The sequence below is a fragment of the Cupriavidus sp. GW822-FHT02D05 genome (genome assembly GCF_058802485.1).
The window spans coordinates 40,724-55,568 of sequence record NZ_JBXAOE010000025.1 but is presented as its reverse complement, the minus strand read 5'-3'; the positions used below and the strand labels follow the sequence as shown (position 1 = coordinate 55,568).

At 67.5% G+C, this 14,845-nt stretch carries 16 protein-coding genes; 5 read left to right on the top strand and 11 right to left on the bottom strand.

Going from position 1 to position 14,845, the window contains the following annotated elements:
* Positions 1 to 47: 47 nt before the first annotated feature.
* From denD to AC1RQK_RS28660, 7 genes are all read right to left on the bottom strand, one after another.
* Positions 48 to 1,037 (bottom strand): D-erythronate dehydrogenase, encoded by a 990-nt coding sequence (denD, locus tag AC1RQK_RS28690; RefSeq protein WP_492812607.1) that lies wholly within the window; start codon positions 1,035 to 1,037, stop codon positions 48 to 50.
* Between the two features lie 49 nt (positions 1,038 to 1,086).
* Positions 1,087 to 1,869 carry a 2-oxo-tetronate isomerase gene (gene otnI, locus AC1RQK_RS28685; protein ID WP_492376304.1) on the bottom strand — a complete coding sequence of 261 codons (783 nt, stop codon included), beginning with the start codon at positions 1,867 to 1,869 and terminating at the stop codon, positions 1,087 to 1,089.
* A gap of 57 nt (positions 1,870 to 1,926) precedes the next feature.
* The gene (locus tag AC1RQK_RS28680; protein ID WP_492376303.1) at positions 1,927 to 3,258 is read right to left on the bottom strand and encodes an MFS transporter; all 1,332 of its coding nucleotides are present in this window, start codon (positions 3,256 to 3,258) and stop codon (positions 1,927 to 1,929) included.
* A 194-nt stretch (positions 3,259 to 3,452) separates the two neighbouring features.
* The gene (otnC, locus tag AC1RQK_RS28675) at positions 3,453 to 4,091 is read right to left on the bottom strand and encodes a 3-oxo-tetronate 4-phosphate decarboxylase (RefSeq protein WP_492812604.1); all 639 of its coding nucleotides are present in this window, start codon (positions 4,089 to 4,091) and stop codon (positions 3,453 to 3,455) included.
* Positions 4,088 to 5,392: a 3-oxo-tetronate kinase gene (gene otnK / locus AC1RQK_RS28670; RefSeq protein ID WP_492812602.1), complete on the bottom strand. Its 1,305-nt coding sequence runs from the start codon at positions 5,390 to 5,392 to the stop codon at positions 4,088 to 4,090. The genes otnC and otnK overlap by 4 nt, the downstream gene beginning before the upstream one ends.
* An 11-nt stretch (positions 5,393 to 5,403) precedes the next feature.
* Positions 5,404 to 6,300 (bottom strand): L-threonate dehydrogenase, encoded by an 897-nt coding sequence (gene ltnD / locus AC1RQK_RS28665; RefSeq protein ID WP_416048650.1) that lies wholly within the window; start codon positions 6,298 to 6,300, stop codon positions 5,404 to 5,406.
* A 57-nt stretch (positions 6,301 to 6,357) separates the two neighbouring features.
* Complete coding sequence (locus AC1RQK_RS28660) at positions 6,358 to 7,110, bottom strand: FadR/GntR family transcriptional regulator (RefSeq protein ID WP_492376301.1); 753 nt, start codon at positions 7,108 to 7,110, stop codon at positions 6,358 to 6,360.
* 202 nt (positions 7,111 to 7,312) lie between these two features.
* Between AC1RQK_RS28660 and AC1RQK_RS28655 the strand changes: the two genes are divergently transcribed.
* Complete coding sequence (locus tag AC1RQK_RS28655) at positions 7,313 to 7,738, top strand: GNAT family N-acetyltransferase (protein WP_492376300.1); 426 nt, start codon at positions 7,313 to 7,315, stop codon at positions 7,736 to 7,738.
* 20 nt (positions 7,739 to 7,758) lie between these two features.
* Here AC1RQK_RS28655 and AC1RQK_RS28650 read toward each other — a convergent pair whose 3' ends face one another.
* Positions 7,759 to 9,030: an MFS transporter gene (locus AC1RQK_RS28650; RefSeq protein WP_492812670.1), complete on the bottom strand. Its 1,272-nt coding sequence runs from the start codon at positions 9,028 to 9,030 to the stop codon at positions 7,759 to 7,761.
* Positions 9,031 to 9,186: 156 nt separating this feature from the next.
* Between AC1RQK_RS28650 and AC1RQK_RS28645 the strand changes: the two genes are divergently transcribed.
* Positions 9,187 to 10,086 (top strand): LysR substrate-binding domain-containing protein, encoded by a 900-nt coding sequence (locus AC1RQK_RS28645; RefSeq protein WP_492812599.1) that lies wholly within the window; start codon positions 9,187 to 9,189, stop codon positions 10,084 to 10,086.
* Between the two features lie 93 nt (positions 10,087 to 10,179).
* Complete coding sequence (locus AC1RQK_RS28640; protein ID WP_492374855.1) at positions 10,180 to 10,662, top strand: hypothetical protein; 483 nt, start codon at positions 10,180 to 10,182, stop codon at positions 10,660 to 10,662.
* 17 nt (positions 10,663 to 10,679) lie between these two features.
* Here the strand turns inward: AC1RQK_RS28640 and AC1RQK_RS28635 are convergent, their stop codons facing one another.
* The 3 genes from AC1RQK_RS28635 to ygfZ form a co-directional block, all read right to left on the bottom strand.
* Complete coding sequence (locus AC1RQK_RS28635; protein ID WP_477133963.1) at positions 10,680 to 11,507, bottom strand: NRDE family protein; 828 nt, start codon at positions 11,505 to 11,507, stop codon at positions 10,680 to 10,682.
* Positions 11,508 to 11,621: 114 nt separating this feature from the next.
* Positions 11,622 to 11,912: a DUF4936 family protein gene (locus AC1RQK_RS28630; RefSeq protein WP_150990383.1), complete on the bottom strand. Its 291-nt coding sequence runs from the start codon at positions 11,910 to 11,912 to the stop codon at positions 11,622 to 11,624.
* Positions 11,913 to 11,937: 25 nt separating this feature from the next.
* Positions 11,938 to 12,933 (bottom strand): CAF17-like 4Fe-4S cluster assembly/insertion protein YgfZ, encoded by a 996-nt coding sequence (gene ygfZ, locus AC1RQK_RS28625; RefSeq protein ID WP_492812596.1) that lies wholly within the window; start codon positions 12,931 to 12,933, stop codon positions 11,938 to 11,940.
* Positions 12,934 to 13,122: 189 nt separating this feature from the next.
* Between ygfZ and mltG the strand changes: the two genes are divergently transcribed.
* Together mltG and tmk are read left to right on the top strand one after the other, a co-directional pair.
* Positions 13,123 to 14,118, top strand: a complete 996-nt coding sequence (gene mltG, locus AC1RQK_RS28620; RefSeq protein ID WP_492812594.1) for an endolytic transglycosylase MltG — start codon at positions 13,123 to 13,125, stop codon at positions 14,116 to 14,118.
* A gap of 8 nt (positions 14,119 to 14,126) precedes the next feature.
* Complete coding sequence (gene tmk, locus AC1RQK_RS28615) at positions 14,127 to 14,741, top strand: dTMP kinase (protein WP_492812592.1); 615 nt, start codon at positions 14,127 to 14,129, stop codon at positions 14,739 to 14,741.
* The last annotated feature ends 104 nt before the right edge of the window (positions 14,742 to 14,845 follow it).

Sequence of the window (14,845 nt, the reverse complement as noted above, 5' to 3'; positions counted from 1 at the left end):
GCGTTGGCCTGCGTGCAAGCCAGCGCCGCCAAGACGCGTCTGCGGGTTCAACGCGCCGCTATGCCCGCATCCTCGATATAAGCCCGGATCACTGCATCGAAATCCTCGTCGCCCTGGAACCCCAGCGCCAGCGCGCGCTCCGTATTCCATGCGGCAGGCCAGGTGCCGACGATATTCTCGATGCGCGCCTCGCGCTCCCAGCTCACGCGATTCGCCACGGTGTCGCCGGCCACGCGTCGCAACGCCGCCACCATCTCCTTGGGCGTGACCGACAAGCCGGGCAGGTTCACCGTCCGGCGTTCGCCAAGCTCGGCACCATCGATCTCCATGCCCCGCGCCAGCGCGGCAATCGCCCCGCGCGGGGACAGTAGCCACAGCGGCGTTTCCGGCGAGACCGGGCAATTGGCGGCAACGCCTGCCAGTGGTTCGCGGATGATGCCGCTGGCGAACGACGATGCCGCGGCATTGGGCTTGCCTGGCCGCACGCTGATGGTCGGCAGGCGCAGCACGCGGCCGTCGATAAAGCCGCGGCGGCTGTAGTCCGACAGCAGCAGCTCGCCGATGGCCTTCTGCGCGCCGTAGGAGGATTGCGGATTGAGCGCGGTATCGTCCTGCACCACAGCGGGCAGGGTGCCGCCGTACACCGCCACCGAACTGGTGAACACCACGCGTGGCCGGCTGCCATGTTTCACGTGAAGCGCCCGGCAGGTTTCCAGCAACGCGCGCGCGGCATCCAGGTTCACGCGCATGCCCAGGTCAAAATCCGCCTCGGCCTGGCCGCTGACCACTGCCGCCAGGTGAAACACCGCGCCGGTGTGTTCGTCGATCGCCTGCGCAAGCACGGCGGGATCCGACAAGTCGCCGGTGACCACGCGCACGCGCGTGTCGTTCAGCGCAGGCGGTGCTACCACGTCGAGCAGCGTCAGGCCCGCGATGGCGACGGGCTTGCCGTCGATGTCCAGGGTGCCGCGTTTTAACAGCTGGCGGGCCAGTTGCAGGCCAAGAAAGCCTGCCCCGCCGGTGATCAGTACTTGCATGTTCGTTTTCCTGTTGTGCCGCCGTGGGCGGCATGGAGACAGCGGCCGCTCAGGCCTTCAAGTAAGGCTTGAGCCAGCCCAAACCCGCCGAGGTACCGGCGCGCGGACGATACTCGCAGCCGATCCAGCCGTCATAGCCAAGGCCATCGATCACGTCGAACAGGTACGGGTAGTTCAGCTCGCCCAGGTCCGGCTCGTGGCGCTCGGGCACGCCGGCAATCTGGATGTGGCCGATGCCGGCAAAGTCGCGCTTGAGCTTGACGGCAAGGTCGCCTTCCACGATCTGGCAGTGGTAGCAGTCGAACTGCACCTTCAGGTTGGCCGCGCCCACTTCCTTGCAGATGGCTTGGCCGTCGTCCTGGCGGTTGAGGAAGTAGCCGGGCATGTCGCGTCCGTTGATCGGCTCGATCAGGACCGTGATGCCTTGTGCAGCCGCAGCCTGCGCGGCATGCGCCAGGTTTTCCAGGTAGCAGGCGCGATGGCGCCCGTGGTCCGCGCCGGCCGGCACCAGGCCGGCCATCACGTGGATCTTGTCATTGCCGATCACGGCAGCGTATTCCAGTGCGCGGCCGAAGGCGTCGCGGAATTCGGCTTGGCGCCCGGGCAGGGCGGCCATGCCGCGCTCGCCGGCAGTCCAGTCGCCCGGCGGCGCGTTGAACAGCGCTTGCGCCAGGCCGTTGGCGTCGAGCCGCGCGCGGATTTCCGCGGCAGCGTGCTCGTACGGGAAGAGATACTCCACGGCCTTGAAACCGTCTGCCGCTGCGGCGGCGAAGCGATCCAGGAAGGCGTGCTCGGTGTACATCATCGATAGGTTGGCGGCAAAACGCGGCATGCGGTGCTCCAGGAGAAGTGCGTTGTTCTTGGGTTCTTGTGTTCTTGAGTTCTTGGCCTAGCGGTTGACCAGCTTGGCCGGCGTGAACCAGACCAGCCCGGCGCCGAGCACCAGCATGCCCGACAGCACATACATGCTCGACTGCGTGCTGTGGGTGAGGTCGGTCAGGTAGCCCACCATGTACGGTGCCACAAAGCCCGCCAGGTTGCCCACCGAATTCACCACCGCAATGCCCGAGGCAGCGGCCAGCCCGGACAGGAAGGCGGTGGGCAGCGACCAGAACAGCGGGGCGCAGGTCAGCACGCCGGCGGCGGCGAGCGACAGCGCGGCAATGGCCACCACGGTATTGTGGGTATACGAAGCGGCAATGGCAAAGCCCACCGCGCCCATCAGCGCCGGCACGATCAGGTGCCAGCGGCGTTCGCGCCGGGCGTCGGCGCTGTGGCCGAGGAAGTTCATCACCACGATGGCGCAGATAAACGGAATCGCGCTGAGCAGGCCGATATTGAGGTTGCCGGTAACGCCGCTGGTCTTGACCAGTGTGGGCATCCAGAACGTCAGCGCATATTGCCCGGTGACAAAGCAGAAGTAGATCATGCACATCCACCAGACGCGGCTGTCCTTGAACACGGCGCCGAGCGAGTGGCCGGTGCCCGAGGCGCCAGCCTGGCGCGCGTCTTCCTCGATATTGCGCTTGAGCACGCGCTTCTCGTTGGCGTCCAGCCACGGCGCCTGGTCGATGCCGTTCTTGAGCACGAACACGGTGACGATGCCGATCAGCAGCGCGGGCAGGGCCTCGATCAGGAACATCCACTGCCAGCCGCGCATGCCGCCGTAGTCATGGAAGGCATCCATGATCCAGCCCGACAGCGGGTTGCCGAGCATGCCAGCCACCGGGATGCCCGACATGAACAGCGCGATCATCTTGGCGCGCCGGTTGGCCGGATACCAGTAGGTCAGGTAGAGGATCACACCGGGATAGAAACCCGCCTCGGCCAGGCCGAGCAGGAAGCGCATGATGTAGAAGGTGGTGGGCGTCTTCACGAAGACGAACAGCGCCGAGATGATGCCCCACGTGATCATGATCCGTGCGATCCAGACGCGCGCGCCGAGCTTGTGCATCAGCAGGTTGCTGGGGACTTCGAACAGGAAGTAGCCGATGAAGAACAGCCCGGCGCCAAGGCCGAACACGGTTTCGGAAAACGCCAGGTCCTGCGCCATCTGCAGCTTGGCGAAGCCCACGTTGACGCGGTCCAGGTAAGCGATGACGTAGCACAGCATCAGGAACGGCATGATGCGCCAGAACACCTTGCTGTAAGCGCGTTTCTCGATGTCGCGGTCGATGTCTTGGCCGGCGCCGGTTAGCGCGGCCTGGGTGGATGCATGCATGGTTGTCTCCGTATATCGGTTTGGTCCCGGCTTGGTTCCAGCTTGGTTCCGGATTGATTTCCGTTGTTAGCGGCAAACCGGGGGCGAACGCTGCCCTTGCCGCGGCCCAGGCGTTAGCGAGGGCGGGCGGCGGGCGGTTCTGCTTTGCTTGTGTTTTTGTTGTTAGGGCTTTGTCGTACCTGCGCGCGTGGTCCCTACCAGCGCGCCTTGAACGTATCGCGCAGTTCGGCCAGCGCTTGCTCGTCGAGCGGGTCAGGCTTGTCCTTGAGCATCAGCCAGAGCTTGGCGGTTTCTTCAAGTTCCTCGAGCGCGAAGGCGGCGCGCGAGACGGTGGCCTCCCACACCACCGGGCCGAGGCGCGCGAGCAGCACGCCGCGCACTTCGGCGGCAAGCTGGGCAACGCGCGCCGCCACCGCCGGGTCGCCCGGGCGATGGTAGGGAATCAGCGGGATATGCCCGACCTTCATCACGTAGTAAGGCGTGATCGGCGGCAGCACATCGTCCGGTTGCAAGGCGCCCGCCAGGCTCAGCGCCACCAGGTGGGTGGAGTGCGTATGCACCACGCCATGGGCCTGGGGGTTGTTGTCGTAGATGGCGCGGTGCAGGGTCAGCGTCTTGGACGGCTTGTCGCCGGCCACCCAGTTGCCGCCGCTGTCCACCTTCGCGATGGCGGCCGGGTCCAGCATGCCCAGGCAGGCATCGGTCGGCGTGATCAGCCAGCCGTCTTCCATGCGCGCGCTGATATTGCCGGCGCTGCCGACGGTGTAGCCACGCTGGTAGAGGCTGGCGCCGATGCGGCAGATTTCTTCACGCAGGCTGGCTTCGGTGCTCATGCTTGCCCTCCAAGCTGGCGCAGCGCTTCGTCAAAGAAGTCCACACCGCCGAAATTGCCGGATTTGAGCGCCAGCGCCAGCGGCTGCGCTTCCAGCGTGACGGTGGCGGGCACGCCCGGCGCGATCTGCGTGCCGATGCGCAGGGCTTGCACGCCCAGTGCCTGCACCACCGCGCCCGAGGTTTCGCCGCCGGCTACCACGAAGCGGCGCGTGCCGCGTGCTTTCAGCGCGGCGGCGATGTCCGCCAGTGCCTGCTCGACCAGAGGGCCGGCGCGCTCCACGCCGAGGGCGGCCTGCACCGATTTGACCTCCTGCGGCGTGGTGGTGGCGTAGAACAGTACCGGCTCCGCATGGGCGCCCGCCAGGGCCAGCGCCTCCTCAACCACGGGTGCGCCTTGCGCCAGCGCGAGCGGGTCGATGCGCAGGGCGGGGCGCTTGGCCACAAGCCATTGCGCCACCTGCGCATTGGTCGCCTTGGACGCGCTGCCGGCCAGCACCACGGCCGGCCCGGCCACCGGCGCCACTTTGTCGGCATCCGCGCGTTGCGGCAGCGAGCCGGCGCGGCGGAAGTTGGCGGGCAGGCCGAGCGCCAGGCCCGAGCCGCCGGTGAGCAACGGCAGGTCAGCGCACGCCTCGCCTAGCGTATGCAGGTCGGCATCGCCTACGGCGTCGGCAATCGCCAGTTTCACGCCATCGCCGCGCAAGGTGGCCATGGCCTGGCGGGCCGCGTCGCTGCCGCGCGCCACGGCGTCGTAGCGCAGCAGGCCCACCTTGGCCTGGCTCTGGCGCTGCAGCACGCGGACCAGGTTGGCGTCATGCATCGGCGTGAGCGGGTGGTTCTCCATGCCCGACTCATTGAGCAGGACATCGCCCACGAACAGGTGGCCGCGGAAGATGGTGCGGCCGTTCTCCGGGAATGCCGGGCAGGCGATGGTGAAGTCGCTGCCAAGCGCCGCCAGCAGGGCCTCGGTCACCGGGCCGATATTGCCGGCGTCGGTGGAGTCAAAGGTGGAGCAGTACTTGAAAAAGAACTGGCGGCAGCCCTGGGCTTGCAACCAGCGCAGCGCGGCCAGCGATTGCTCGATGGCATCGGCCGCCGGGATGGTGCGCGACTTGAGTGCGACCACCAGCGCATCGGCCTGCTCCACGCCGGGCAGCGCCGCGCCGCCCGCCGGCACGCCGATGGTCTGCACGGTGCGCATGCCGTTGCGCACCAGCGTGTTGGCCAGGTCGGTGGCACCGGTGAAGTCGTCGGCGATGCAGCCAAGCACGGCGCGCGAGGAAGGGTTCTGTGCAGTCATGCTGGCTTGCCTCACTCAGCCTTCTTCGCCGGCAACTCGATGCCGGGAAATATCTTGATCACGGCGGAATCGTCCTCGCCGCCGTGTCCCGCGCTGGACGCCATCATGAACATCTGGTGCGCCGCGGCCGACAGCGGCAGCGGGAACTTGCTGGTGCGCGCGGTATCGAGCACCAGGCCGAGGTCCTTGACGAAGATATCGACCGCGGACAGCGGCGTGTAGTCGCCCGACAGGATATGCGGCACGCGGTTCTCGAACATCCACGAATTGCCCGCGCTGTGGGTGATGACCTCATACAGGGCATCGGCATCCACGCCTTCACGCAGGCCCAGCGCCATGGCTTCTGCCGCCGCGGCGATATGCACGCCCGCCAGCAACTGGTTGATGATCTTCACCTTGGAGCCGGCGCCATGCGCGTCGCCCAGCCGGTAGACCTTGCCGGCCATGGCAGCCAGCACGTCCTCGGCCAGTGCATAGGCCTCGGCCGGGCCTGAAGTCATCATGGTCATTTCGCCGCTGGCGGCGCGGGCGGCGCCACCGGAGACCGGTGCGTCCAGCAGCAGGATGCCGCGCTCGCCCAGCCGCTTGCCCAGTGCCTCGGCGAAGCCCGGCGGCACGGTCGCGCTGGCGATCACCAGCGTGCCGGGGCGCAGGCTGCTTGCCGCGCCTTGTTCGCCAAACAGCACAGCCTCGGTCTGCGCGGCGTTGACCACCAGCGTGACCACCACATCGCATTTGCCGCCGAGCTCGGCCGGGCTGGCGCAGGGGATGCCCCCCGCATCGGCAAAGCGCTGCAGCACGTCGGGCCGCAGGTCGCAGGCATGTACCTTGAAGCCGGCGCGCAGCAGGCTGTGCGCAACGCCGTTGCCCATCGCGCCGAGGCCGATGACGCCAATTGATTTGCTCATGAAGACTCCTGCCAGGGGGCGGTGATCAGCGGATCAGCGGATCAGCGGATCAGTCGATCAGTGGGAAAGGCCGCGCGCGGGCGCGTCGGCAAGGTCGGTAGCGGTCTCGGGCTGTCCGCCATGGGACAGGCGCCGCGCCGCGTTGTACATATGGGTCTCGGCCGCGTTGCGCGCGGCCAGCGCGTCGCCGGCGCGGATGGCGGCCACGATGGCCTGGTGTTCCTCGCGCACCTGGCGCGAGAAATCCGCCCGGCGTGCCTCGTTGGTACGGGTCACGCGGGTGGCGGTTTCCAGGTACTGGCTCAGGAACGCCAGCGTCTTGAGAAAGAACGGGTTGCCGGTGGCTTCGGCGATGGTCCGGTGAAAGGCCACGTCGGCCGCCACGCCGTCGCCGCCGGCGGCCTCCTCGGCATCGATGCGCGCCAGTGCGGCGTCGATGGCCGTCATGCTGGCATCGGTGCGGTCGCGCGCCGCCTGTGCGGCCACCTCAGCCTCGATGGCCCGGCGCAGTTCCACGATCTGCAATACCGATTCGAGCGTGGCCACATCGGTGTAGTCGATCCGTAGCGGCCGGATGCCGGCCTGCTCGGTGACGAACACGCCGCTGCCCTGGCGCGATTCCACCACGCCTTCGTGGCGCAGCCGGGCGATGGCTTCGCGGATCACAGTGCGGCTGACGCCGAATTCCTCGGACAGTACCGCCTCCGTGGGCAGCTTGTCGCCACGGCCGAAGGCACCGCTTTCGATCTTCTCCAGCAGTTGTTCAGCAACGGTGTCTGTCAGGGCTCGGGCCGGGACTTTCTGGAACACGGGAGGCCTCAGGTGATTAGGTAATATGGTCATCATACAAATTTTCGATGAAGAGTGCGGATCGGGAATTACCCCTATCCCTTTCTCCATGCGGCATTGCAGCAATGGTCGGCGTCGCTTGCCCCCGCCGTGGCCGGAGTATCATGGCGTCCGCCCCTCTGGCAGTTTTTTCACCGCTTTGCGCTTTGTGCACCGAACAACTATGACGATCACCATCCGCCTCGCCCCCTGGTCCGAAGCCCGCGATACCGCGCGCGCCATCCGCTATGCCGTCTTCGTCGAAGAGCAGGGCGTGCCGGTGGAGCTGGAATGGGACGAATGGGATGAGCCGAGCTGGCACGCCCTGGCGCTGGCCGAGGACGGCAGTGCGCTGGCCACAGGCCGCCTGCTGCCGGATGGCCACATCGGCCGCATGGCGGTGCTCAAGCCCGCGCGCGGCAGCGGCGTCGGCGCCAGGGTGCTGGATGCGCTGATGGCCAAGGCCGCGGAGCTTGGCTACCCTGAGCTGGTGCTCAATGCGCAGCGCTATGCGGCACCGTTTTACGCGCGTGTGGGCTTCGAGCAGGTCGGCGAGGAATTTGAAGAGGCCGGCATTGCTCACGTGGAAATGCGCAAATTGCTGCGCTGAACGCGACGGGCGGCTTGTCGTCAGGCGCGGGCCTGCCGAGCAAACAAGGGCCGCGCCAATAGGGCGCTCGCGCTGGCCGCCAGCCACACGGCCGCCCAGCCATAGCCGGCGGCTATCGCCGGGATCGCCAGCGGCACCAGGAAAAAGCCCGAAAATGCAAAGGTATTGCCCAGCCCGAGCGCGGTGCCTGCGCGGCTGGCGCCCGCGATCGTCGCCAGCTCGGTGAAGGCCACACCATGCCAGGCCGAAGTGCAGATGCCGCCCAGCACCAGGCATGCCATCAGCACCGGCGTCAGCAAGGCGTGCCAGCCCGGTGTGGCGGCACACAGCCAGGTCAGTCCCGCCAGCGTGGCGAACACAAGCAAGGTCAGCAAGCTGCAGGCGCGCATATAGGCGCGGCGGTTGCCATGGCGGTCGGTCCAGCGGCCGCTCCACACCCGCATGACGGCAGCGCCTGCCTGAACCGCCGCCACGGCCATGCCCGCCGCGGCAATGCCGATGTGGCTGAAATCGTGCAGGAAGATCGTTGCGAACGTCAGCACAGCCACTTGTGGCACGCACATCAGGCCCATGCCGCTCACCAGCCGCCAGACCTGCGCGCTTCTCAGCGGGCCGGGCCCTGCCTTGCCGGCCACGCTGCCTGCGGGCAACGTAGCGCGCGCCGGCTCGGCCGGCGGCTCGTGCATCCAGTGCCAGGCAAAGGCCGCGGTGACGCCGCAGAACACCGCCAGCGCGCCGTAGACGGAGGCAAAGCCAAAGGACTGCGCCAGCAGCGGCAGCATCAGCGCGCCAATCCCGCCGCCGGCGGGCACCGCGGTCTGGCGGATGCTCATGGCAAGGCCCCGTTCGCCTTCGCGGAACCATGCCATCACGGCGCGGCCGCTGGAGCCGTTGACGCTGCCACCCAGCAGGCCCAGACCCAACAGGCCTAGCGCCAGCATGGCATTGCCCGGGATATGGCCGGGCAGCGGCGCCACGAACACCGCCATCAGTGCCAGCCACAGCGCGGTGGCCATCAAGCCGGTCAGCAGCACGCGGCGGTCGCCCCAGCGGTCGGTCAGCAAGCCCCACGGCACTTCGCTCGCCGCAATGCCAAGTCCCATCATGCCCAGGCAAAAACCCAGCTCGCCATCGCTGATCCGGTAGCCGGCGCGCATCAGCACCGCGGTGGTGGGAATGCCCGAGAACGCTGCGGCAAAACTGGCATTGGCCGCGAAGCCGAGGGCCAGCACTTTCCAGCGATGGCCCGGGCCATGGCGTGGGGCGAGGGCTGCGCCGGCAGGGGCAGGCACAGCGGCAAACGGGAGCGGGGCGGGAGCGCGGGACACGGGATCATCCTTGGGAAAACGGCATAGGCAAGCCTTGACGCCCTGATTCTGCCGCCGCAGAATGATCCTGAATATCAGATAATTATTGATTAAACATCCCAAATAACAGGATGGTTTGACATGGCAGCGGTGAACTTCGACCTTGATGTACTGCGCAGCTTCGTCGTGGGCATGGAGCTCGGCAGCTATGCCCGGGCCGCCGACCGGCTGGGCCGCTCTACCTCGGCGGTTAGCGCCCAGCTCAAGAAGCTGGAGGAGCAGTCGGGCACGGCGATCTTTCGCAAGGCCGGGCGGGGACTGGCGCTGACGGAGGCGGGCGAGACCATGCTGGCCTATGCCCGCAGGCTGCTGGAACTCAACGACGAGGCCGCGGCCGCCGTGCACGGCGTGGCACTGGAGGGCTGGGTGCGGTTCGGCCTGCAGCAGGACTTTGGCGAGGTGCTGCTGCCCGAGGTGCTCGGCCGGTTCGCCCGCGCGCACCCCAAGGTGAAGATCGAGGCACGCGTGGCGCGCAACACCGAGCTGCTGGACAGCGTGGCCGCCGGCCGCCTGGACCTGGCGCTGGCGTGGGACGATGGCGTGCGCATGCCGCATGTGGAGCAGGTGGCGATGTTGCCGATGCGCTGGATCGGGCCCGCCGCCGCGCGTGCGCCGTGGCAGGGCGACGGACCGCTGCCCTTGGTGGCATTCGAGCCGCCATGCCGTTTCCGCTCGGCGGGCACGGCCGCCCTGGACCGCGCCGGCATTGCCTGGCGGGTGGCTTTCAGCAGCGCGAGCCTGGGCGGGTTGTGGGCAGGGGCGGGGGCTGGGCTGGGGCTGACCATCCGCACCGGCATGGGCTTGCCGCCGTCCGTGCGGGCCTGGGAGCCGGGCGAGGGCGGGCTGCCTGCGTTGCCCTCGCTGGCACTGGCGCTTTACCGCAAGGATGCCGAGCTGGAGGCACCCGCCACCCGGCTGGCAGGCATCGTGAGCGAGGCGGTTCGGGCTGCATTGCCGGCCAGGCTGGCGGCTGTGGCCTGAATGGAGCGATCACTTGCGGGGCTTGCAGCCAGCCGCCTACGCTGTACCATCGCGGTCTTTGTTTTTGCCGTCGCTTTCGCGTTGATCTTGTCTATGTCTGAAATCCGTTCCCGCCTGCTCCAGGCCCTGGCCGATGCCACGCCCGCCCTAGACCTCGACCGTGCGCCGCCGGGCGAGCCGCCCGCCGGCGAAGGCCTGCTCTCGGTATGGTTGCAGCCCTGGCTGGCGGAGCATTGCCTGGTCAAGGTGGACTGGCAGGATTTCAGCACGTTGGGCGTGCAGGCCGTGGCGCGCCTCGCCACGCTGCGCGCGGCGGGGGTCTCGGCCATCGATGTCGACGACCTCTACGACGAAGACGGCATTCCGCTAGGTGGCGACGACTTTGATTTCGATATGGAGCCCGCCGCGCTCTACCTGGCGCACGTCAACCGCGAACTGGCGCCGCACGGCATGCAATTGCTGGAGATCGGGCATTTCGAGGATGCATGGCTGCTGGCAGTGCGCAATGACCCCGCCGCGATCCGGGCGCTGAACGTGGCATTGCGCCCAACCGGCTTGGCGGCCCAGCAGTACTGAGCGCGCCCGCCTTAGCCTTAGCGCGGCGCTTGCACCGAGCCGGCGTCGCGGGCAACGCGCAGGTGCCCGCGGTAGGACACCTCGCCGGTGCGGCCGTTGGCGTCGAAGCTGCGTTCGCTAAGCTCGAAGCGGCCGTCATGGCGCACGCGCAGCACGGTGCTGGCGCGGGTGCCATAGCTGGGCGAGCGGATGAAGGCGGAGGACAGCAGTTTTTCCCACTCCGGGGTCACCCCCGTGCGCGGAAGCTCGAAATCCAAGGCCTGGCGATCGTTGGCCAGCAGGTCGAGATAGGGTTCGATGCTGGCGCCGGCCAGGCCGGTGTCGGCGGCGAGTGTTTCGGCGAGCGCGCCGACGCGGCTGCGCACCTTGGGCCACGGCGTATCCAGCAAGGCGTTGGACAGGCCATAGATGCCGGGCTTGAGGCGCTGCGGATAGGGCGAGGCGCCGCGGTTGCTGTACCACCATAGCTCGCGCAGGTTGCACGCCAGCAAATTGAAGCCGTTGTAGGCGCCGGTGCGGGGCACCAGCCCGGACAGATAGGATTGCGGATCGCTGTCGCCACGTAGGAATCCGGCAACCAGCTCACCGCGCGAGCGCGCATCGGTGCGTTTTTCGGACGGGGCGCGGTAGTTGGTCAGGGCGGCAAAGCGGCCGTCGCCGGCCAGGCCCATCCAGGTGCCTGGCTCGCCGATCACTTCCGCCATGTCGCGTCCGGCCAGCACCTGGGGGGCGTCTTCCCACCAATGCACGGGCGCCGCCGGGCGGGCATAGAACTCGTCGCGGTTGCCGGCCACCACCAGGGCATAGTCCGGGTGCGATTGCCAGGCCACCAGAATCAAGCACATAGCGCTTCCTTTGCTGCATTCACTGCGGTTGCCACATTCACTGCATTGACTGCGATTCAATCATCGGCTTCGTCATTCAGGGACCAGCGCGGCGGGGCCGTTCCACGGCAACGCTCAGAGCTGGTCGATATCGACAAAGCGCTCCACCTGCCGCTCGCCGCTGATCCACTGCTGCAGCCCGCTTTGCCGCCACAGCCCGTCGAGCAGCTGGTCGAAGGCTGGCGGCACATCGGCGTAGGCTTCCATCCAGGTCTGCATGCCGTCGCGCGCCTCGGGCCTGCGTAAGAGCGTACCACCAATTCCGCTCGCTTCGGCAACGGTCTCCATCCAGCGGTGCCAGTGCGCGATGGCCTCATCGGCACGGGCTTCCGGTACCCTGAAATAGACGTACAGGTGGTCGCTCATGGCTATTCCCAGTGTTGCCAGGGGTTCAGGCGGCGTCGCCGAAGGGGACCGCATAGGGCAGCTCGCCCACGCGCACCGGGCTGCCGGCAGCGCTGCCCAGGTGCAGGGCGCCACCCACCGCATCGATCTTCAGTTCGGCCAGGCCATCCCAGCCGCCTTGTGGCGCGGCGGCCGCATTGACCACCATGCCGCAGGGCTGCTCAGGATCCTCGGGGCGGAAGATCTCCGTGGCCGCGCCCGGCACCTCGCCTTCGCCGTGGATCAGCCACATGCGTCGTTTGAGCGTGCCGCGGTACTGGCTGCGCGCAACGATTTCTTGGCCCGGATAGCAGCCTTTGCGAAAGCTCACGCCGCCGACCAGTTCCAGGTTGATCATCTGAGGCACGAATTGCTCCTGCGTGGCTGCGGCGATGCGCGGCACGCCGGCCTGCACCTCCAGCCAGTCCCACACCACGGCATCCACCGGCACCAGCTGCGCCGACAGCGCAGCCTGGACTTCGTCGGCCTGCTCGGCCGGCAGCACGACCTGCCAGCGTGGCAGGCCGGCGCCGTCGGCCAACCGGATCACGGTGGCGCTGGCGGCCGCGGCGCTGGCCCAGGGCTCGGCCGGGGCGGGCAGACCGGCCGCCTGCAGGGCGGTGGCGCCATTGGCACCTGCGACGCCCAGCACGGCGCGGGCCGGCGTGAGATCGGACAGCTTGGCCTTGGCGCGCAGCACGAACATCGACAGGCGCTTTTGGATAGCGGGCTGCAGGTCGGCGGACAACTGGAGGACGATGCCTTCCTCGTCACGCCACATCAGGAAGCTGGCCAGCAGCCGTCCCTTGGGCGAGCAGTAGCCGGCCAGGCGGGCGGTGCCGGCGTCCAGGTCATCCACGGCATTGGTCAGCTGGGTATGCAGGAAACTGCCGGCGTCTTCGCCGGCAACCCGGATCAGGCCCAGGTGCGCGGGTCGGCAGACGACTCCGCTTTGGCGCACGGCTTCGAACTGGGTGGCACGGTCTGGGGCAGGGGCATTCATGGCAGGTATCGCAAGCAAGGGGCGCACGGGAGCGCCGGATGGAAGGTGCAAGGAGCTACAAGCGGCTAAAGGTGCAAGGCTCCCGGTATTATATGAGGCTGTCGCCATTTCAGCCGGGATGCCCATGGTCGACACTGGGTGAGCCCGGCTTTGCCGCGGTGCATTGTGCGCCGCTACTTTCTCTTTTACATGAAACGTCTTTTCCTGCGGCTGCTGCTGGTCGCCGTGATTTTCACGATTGCCGCCGCCGGCGCCTTTGCCTGGTGGGCCAATCGCCCGCTCGCGCTGACAGCCTCGCCCATTGAGGTGGTGATCAAGCCCAATTCCAGCGTGGCCAGCGTTGGCCGCCAGATCCAGCGTGGCGGGGTGCAGATGGACCCCCGCCTGTTCGCGCTGCTGGTGCGGCTGACCGGCCATGGCGCCGACCTCAAGGCCGGGGGCTACGAGTTCGACAGCAGCGCCACGCCGCTGTCGGTGATCGGCAAGATCGCCCGGGGCGAGGTCAACCACTATGTGCTGACCGTCATCGAAGGCTGGGAATTCCGCAAGATGCGCGCCGCCGTGGATGCGCATCCGGCGCTCAAGCACGATAGCCGCGGCTTGTCGGACGCGGAGCTGATGAAGGCCATCGGCGCGCCGGAGCCGGCGCCAGAGGGCCTGTTTTTCCCCGACACCTACCTGTTTGCCCGCGGCAGCAGCGATCTCGAACTGTACAAGCATGCCTATCGCGCCATGCAGCGGCGCCTGACCGACGCCTGGAACGCCAGGGCGCCTGACCTGCCGTACAAGTCGCCCTATGATGCGCTGATCATGGCCTCGATCGTGGAGAAGGAAACCGGCCAGCAGGCCGAGCGAGCGCTGATTGCGGCCGTGTTCGTCAACCGGCTCAAGAAGGGCATGATGCTGCAGACCGATCCCACGGTGATCTACGGCATGGGCGAGGCGTTCGAGGGCAATATCCGCAAGCGCGACCTGCAGTCCGACACCCCTTACAATACCTACACGCGCAACGGCCTGCCGCCCACCCCGATCGCGTTGCCCGGGCTGGCCTCGCTGGCCGCCGCCACCGCGCCGGCCCCGTCCGACGCACTGTATTTCGTGGCGCGCGGCGACGGCAGCAGCCATTTCTCCAACTCGCTTCCCGAACACAACCGCGCGGTAGATAAATACCAGCGCGGCAAATAAGTCTCCCCATGCGCGGAAAATTCATCACATTCGAAGGCATCGACGGTGCCGGCAAGAGCACCCACGTGGAGTGGGTGGCGGACCGCCTGCGCGCCCGCCTGGCAGGTAATGCATCGGTCGTTACCACCCGTGAGCCCGGCGGCACTCCGCTTGGCGAGGATCTGCGGCAGTTGCTGCTGCACCGCAAGATGCATCTCGAAACCGAGGCCTTGCTGATGTTCGCCGCCCGCCGCGAACATATTGCCGAAGTCATCGAACCCGCGCTGACGCGCGGTGACTGGGTGGTTTCCGACCGCTTCACCGATGCCACCTTTGCCTACCAGGGCGGTGGCCGGGGCCTGCCGCGCGCACGGCTCGAAGTGCTGGAGGCCTGGGTGCAGGATGGCCTGCAGCCCGATCTGACGCTGTTGTTCGATGTGCCGCTGGAAACCGCCAGCGCGCGCCTGGCCGGCGCACGCGAGCCCGACAAGTTCGAGGCCGAGTCGCGTGCCTTCTTCGAGCGCACGCGGCAGGAATACCTGCGCCGCGCGGCGGAATCCGCGCAGCGTTTCCGGGTCATCGACGCGACCCGGAGCATTCCCGAGATTCAGGTAGAGCTTGAGAAAATCCTCGCAACGCTTTGAATTGGCAGCGTGATTCGGGAATATTGATAGTGATGGGGTTGGCCGAGCCTGCCATCGCCTATTGCTCGCCCCACGTGCGTAGTTACACGAAGTTTCAACCCTAA